Source organism: Silvimonas sp. (genome assembly GCF_031291215.1).
Taxonomy (GTDB): domain Bacteria; phylum Pseudomonadota; class Gammaproteobacteria; order Burkholderiales; family Chitinibacteraceae; genus Silvimonas; species Silvimonas soli.
This window is the reverse complement of sequence record NZ_JARLJK010000021.1, coordinates 1-4,845: the sequence shown is the minus strand read 5'-3', so window position 1 is coordinate 4,845 and position 4,845 is coordinate 1. Positions and strand designations below refer to the sequence as shown.

Genomic DNA, 4,845 nt, shown 5'->3' with positions numbered 1-4,845 from the left:
TGCGAAACCCCTAGCATGCGGCTAGGCGCACCACCTGTCCAGTGCATGCGGAGCGGTGGCCGAGTGGTCGAAGGCGCTCGCCTGGAAAGTGAGTATACGCCAAAAGCGTATCGAGGGTTCGAATCCCTCCCGCTCCGCCATTTTCTTAATTGTAACAATTTTATCAACACCTTAGGGAGAAGGTGCTCAGAATAGTCACAAGCCTGCCACCAAAATGCTTTTCAGGTCCCTATGGGGTGTCTACTGGCGTGCGATCGATGCAGTGGCACTGTCCAAAGGTTTTTGTCGCTGTAAGGCCGCTGCATTTTGAGGCAACGGCGATGGTGGAAGCCCGTAACTTAGCTTCGTATCTCCGTTGCCACCGTCGCTATCACGACAGAAGCCCGCAGCATTCCTACCGGTACTCGCCACAAAGCATCAAACGCGGCAGCGTACTTCGCGAAAGCCGCGACCTGCTCAACCGATACCGTCAGCGCGCTATCATCGAGATTGCAAGGTAGTTCCTACCAACGCGATTCAGTTCGCAAGTCAGCAACGGCAAGCGTCAGAATTGCGCTCAGGCTTCAAGCGTCAGAATTGCGCTCAGGCTTGCGGAGCGACGATAGGTGTTTGTTCCTGCCAAAGAATCTCCATGGGAAGAAATGCACCTCCTGACCCAGACGTTCCGAGAAAAGCAGCCGTGAGGGCTGGGGCGCGCAAGGCATTAGCCACTTTCCTTGCAGCCGCCTTTGCATCACGTCCGGGCAAAAACGCAATCAAATCCTGCGCCATGGGCGCGAGTGAACACACCGGCACCGAATGCTGCGAATTAGCCTGCATCACAAGCATTAACCAAAGGTTTCCTTCTGTTATAAATATGTTAACGGGATGACTATTTTCATTTTTCCAACTTACCGTCTGACCTAACCCAGAAGCCCCGGAAATTAACCCTGCCGACTCCATATGAATTAAATGACGCTCATCTGTCATTTCGGGCGGTCTTATAAGTATTTTCGGAGCAAATTCGCCAAACGCGTTGGTGCACAGGTCAGAAAATAATAAAGCCTCTTGTTGCGAAAACTCTGATAAAAAGCGCAATGTTCTTAGTGAGAATCGACCGGGCTGACGAATTTCACCGGATAGAACACGGCTCCAAAGTTTTTGCATTCGTTCCGATGAAGCATCTTCGGCGAAACGCTGAAAAACATTCAGCCAATCTTCGTCAACATCTGGTACAGTTTCGGCATTTGATTGTATAGAATCGTCTGGAGAGCGTAAATCTTCAAGCGCCGCTACCGCTATTGATTCAACATTAGATTGGCGACGGAACTCTTTGGCGACCAATCTTGCGGCGACACGCTCTCCTATTTCATCATCGGCTTCAATATAAGCGACGGCTTGCTGAGCCTGAGCCTTTATTACTTGAACCTTCGCATCACTATTTGCGTCAATAGCTGCCCGCACCGCTTTGAGCTTAGCGGCGGGAATTGCGGCGACATCCCCCACAAGGCTTCCGATGGCCTTTCGAGCGGAGAGCAATAATGCAGTCGGAATACCGCCAAATTCGATGGCTGGGGTGAGCTGCCTTGCGGCTTCCACAAGTTGGTTAGTGTCCATTCTTGAAGCGTTGCAAAATTCGGCGATATAAGCAAGGCATGGTACCAGATTTGCAGCTTTTTCAGAATCCGGGCGGCTAGGAGGTAACTTACGGCAATTATTTACGGTCTTGATAAGAGAATAGCATTTCTTTTATGTCTGGAACTTCGGTTCCGGGTTCGTATCCAAACCAATGCATTGCAAGATTGCCAATTCCCTCCAATCGGATCATTATATTTTCGTTGCATTTTCTAGCTGCGCTAAAATATGTGCGCATCATTATGTTTGCATAGTTTGGAAAGTATATTTCCACATGATCTATCAACTGTTCCGCCATCACGCGTTGCAGTTGCCAGCTAGGCATACTTTCCTTGCGAAACTGCGATACGAATACGCCAGCGCCATCAATGTGCTTGCGGCGCTGATAGGCATCTAACAGGACGCGGTAAATGCGGCCTGATGTACCGGTTTTGACGCAGATGTCTCCGCCGTGACGGGCCGGGCTGCGGTTTGGCGGCGGGTTTCCGCCGATCGGTTTCCTGCCTGCCTTCTGCGAGCCGGGCAAAGCCTGAACACGACAAAGTCCGCGCTTGGGTCAAGGGCTTCTGGGCCGCCAGTGCCGAGGACGAGCGCGCCGCCACTTTCCACGCGCTCGTTCGCCACCATCACGAAACAGCGCAGCGATCTGAGATTCAGTTTCATACCTTCAGGGTATGGGGGCCAGACCGCAACGATCTTTGCCATCGGGCGGTAAAGAAGGCTAGCCACGAAACACCAATCATACCTGGAAAGAACGGCTGGAATGGCGCGGCTCGCTAAAATCGATACGTTCATCATCGATCTGCCGACCATTCGTCCGCATGTTCTCGCGATGGCGACGATGCATCGCCAGTCGATGGTGCTGGTGCGGATCACCGATTCCGATGGCATCGAGGGGATCGGTGAAGGGACGACGATCGGCGGGCTGAGCTATGGTGATGAAAGCCCTGAAGGTATCAAGCTGGCCATCGATACCTATATCGCGCCACTGCTCGAACAGGTTGACCTGTCGCGGGTTGGGTCGGTCATGGCGACCATCGGCAAATACGTCGTGAGCAATCACATCGCCAAATGCGCGGTTGAATCCGCGCTACTGGATATCGCGGGCAAACGCCTTGGCGTGCCGGCCAGCGAACTGATCGCGGGCGGGCGCCGCCGCGACAGCATGCCGGTGGCCTGGACTTTGGCCAGCGGCGAGACCGGCACCGATATTGCCGAGGCCGAGGCAATGCTCGAAGCGCGTCGCCACAACATCTTCAAGTTGAAGATCGGCAAGCGCCCGGTCGCCGCCGATGTCGCGCATGTCGGTGCGATCAAGGCGGCGCTGGGTGACCGCGCCAGTGTCCGGGTCGATGTCAACCAGGGCTGGGACGAAGTGCAGGCCGATCGCGGCATGGCCATGCTGGCCGATGTCGGCTGCGATCTGGTGGAGCAGCCGATTGCCCGCCATGCCGTGGCAGCGATGGCGCGGCTGTCGGCCCGGCACGCCATTCCGATTATGGCCGATGAAGCGCTGCATGGCCCGATCGACGCCTTTGCCATTGCCGCCAATGCCGGTGCGCGGATCTATGCGATCAAGATCGCCCAGTCCGGAGGGGTATTCCCGGCGCATGCCGTCGGCATGATCGCCGATGCAGCGGGGATCGGGCTCTATGGCGGCACCATGCTGGAAGGCACAGTCGGCACGGCGGCTTCTGCGCACTTGTTTGCAACGTTTGCGCAGTTGCAGTGGGGCACCGAACTGTTCGGCCCGCTGCTGCTGACCGAAGATGTCGTTACCGAACCGCTGACATATGCCGATTTCGAATTGCGCGTTCCGACGAGCCCCGGCCTTGGCGTCGCGTTCGACGAAGACAAGCTCGCGCATTTTCGCCGCGACCGCACCACAAGCCACCACACTCTTCAGGGAGCCTGAGCCATGCTGTTCCAGGTTGAAATGACTGTCACCATCCCGCTCGATTTCGACAAGGCCGAGGCCGACCGGATAAAGGCGGTGGAGCTTGCCTATTCGCAAAAACTGCAGGAAACCGGCGAATGGCGCCACATCTGGCGGGTGGTGGGCCAATACGCGAACGTGAGCATTTTTGACGTTGAGAGCAACCAGCGGCTGCACGAGATCCTGATCGGCCTGCCGCTCTATCCGTTCATGACCATCAAGGTCACGCCGCTGTGTCGGCACCCTTCATCCATTCGCGATGACGACCGCTGAGCTTTCTTGGCGCTAAAGCTTTCTTGGGAGAGAAACCATGCTTCAGAATTTTGTCCAGACCCCAGCCATCCAGACCCTGCTTGACCGCGCCAGCGGCAAGGATGTCGAAGGCGGCAACGACCGCCTGAAGGTCATCCTGCGTGACCTGCTCGAAGCGGCGATGACCATCATCGTGCGCCATGACGTGTCGGAAAGCGAATTCTGGCAGGCGGCGAAGTATCTGGCCGATGGCGCCGGTGAAATCGGCCTGATCGTGCCGGGCGTGGGCCTCGAACACTTCATGGACTTGTACCTCGATGCCAAGGATGCCGAAGCCGGGCTGACCGGCGGCACGCCGCGCACTATCGAAGGCCCGCTTTATGTTGCGGGCGCGCCGCTCGTCGACGGGACCAGGGACGTCAATCTGACCAGCGACGAGGACGACACGACCTCCCTGTTCATGAACGGCAGCGTGACCGGCCCCGATGGCGAGCCGGTCAAGGATGCCATCGTGCATGTCTGGCACGCCAATTCACAGGGCTGGTATTCGCACTTCGATCCGACCGGCGAACAGACCCCGTTCAACAACCGTCGCCGCATCAAGCTTGGTGCCGATGGCCGTTATGCGTTCCGTTCGAAAATGCCCAAGGGCTACTCGGTGCCGCCCGCTGGCGCGACCGACCTGTTGATGCAGGCGCTCGGGCGTCACGGCAATCGCCCGGCGCATGTGCATTTCTTTGTCGAAGCGCCCGGCTATCGCACGCTGACCACGCAGATCAATTTCGGTGATGATCCGTTTGCTGCCGACGACTTTGCGTTCGGCACCCGCGAGGGCTTGCTGCCAGTGCCCAACCGCCAGGGCGACAGCGCGCACATCGCGTTCGATTTCGTGCTGCAACGTGCCGACAGCCAGGATGCGCAAGGCTTTTCGGCGCGCGCCCGCGCTGCCGCCTGAACCCTGGCCGGAGGAAGCGGCCATGACATCGTTGCGCGAACGCATCGAAACGGCGGTGGTTGATGATCCGGAAAACGGCGTTTTCCAC

5 protein-coding genes and 1 tRNA gene are annotated in these 4,845 nt (G+C 57.2%); 4 read left to right on the top strand and 2 right to left on the bottom strand.

The genetic code is table 11. The annotated features are described in order from the left end of the window. The first annotated feature begins 49 nt into the window (after positions 1–49). Positions 50–140 (top strand) — tRNA-Ser (locus P4L78_RS01175). A gap of 442 nt (positions 141–582) precedes the next feature. On the opposite strand, the gene P4L78_RS01170 is transcribed toward P4L78_RS01175, so the two are convergent. Both P4L78_RS01170 and P4L78_RS01165 read right to left on the bottom strand, forming a co-directional pair. Further along, entirely contained in the window at positions 583–1,596 is a 1,014-nt protein-coding gene (locus P4L78_RS01170) for a DUF2806 domain-containing protein (protein WP_309326408.1), read from the bottom strand. Positions 1,597–1,693: 97 nt separating this feature from the next. Then, positions 1,694–2,140, bottom strand: a complete 447-nt coding sequence (locus P4L78_RS01165) for a hypothetical protein (RefSeq protein ID WP_309326406.1) — start codon at positions 2,138–2,140, stop codon at positions 1,694–1,696. A 237-nt stretch (positions 2,141–2,377) separates the two neighbouring features. Here P4L78_RS01165 and P4L78_RS01160 point away from each other — a divergent pair, with 237 nt between their 5' ends. Genes P4L78_RS01160 through P4L78_RS01150 form a run of 3 tightly spaced genes read left to right on the top strand, consistent with a single transcriptional unit; the run spans position 2,378 to position 4,757 of the window. Then, the gene (locus P4L78_RS01160; RefSeq protein WP_309326404.1) at positions 2,378–3,529 is read left to right on the top strand and encodes a muconate cycloisomerase family protein; all 1,152 of its coding nucleotides are present in this window, start codon (positions 2,378–2,380) and stop codon (positions 3,527–3,529) included. Positions 3,530–3,532: 3 nt separating this feature from the next. Beyond that, complete coding sequence (gene catC, locus P4L78_RS01155) at positions 3,533–3,823, top strand: muconolactone Delta-isomerase (RefSeq protein ID WP_309326402.1); 291 nt, start codon at positions 3,533–3,535, stop codon at positions 3,821–3,823. A gap of 37 nt (positions 3,824–3,860) precedes the next feature. Continuing rightward, on the top strand, positions 3,861–4,757 hold the full coding sequence (locus P4L78_RS01150) for a dioxygenase (protein WP_309326400.1): 897 nt from the start codon (positions 3,861–3,863) through the stop codon (positions 4,755–4,757). The last annotated feature ends 88 nt before the right edge of the window (positions 4,758–4,845 follow it).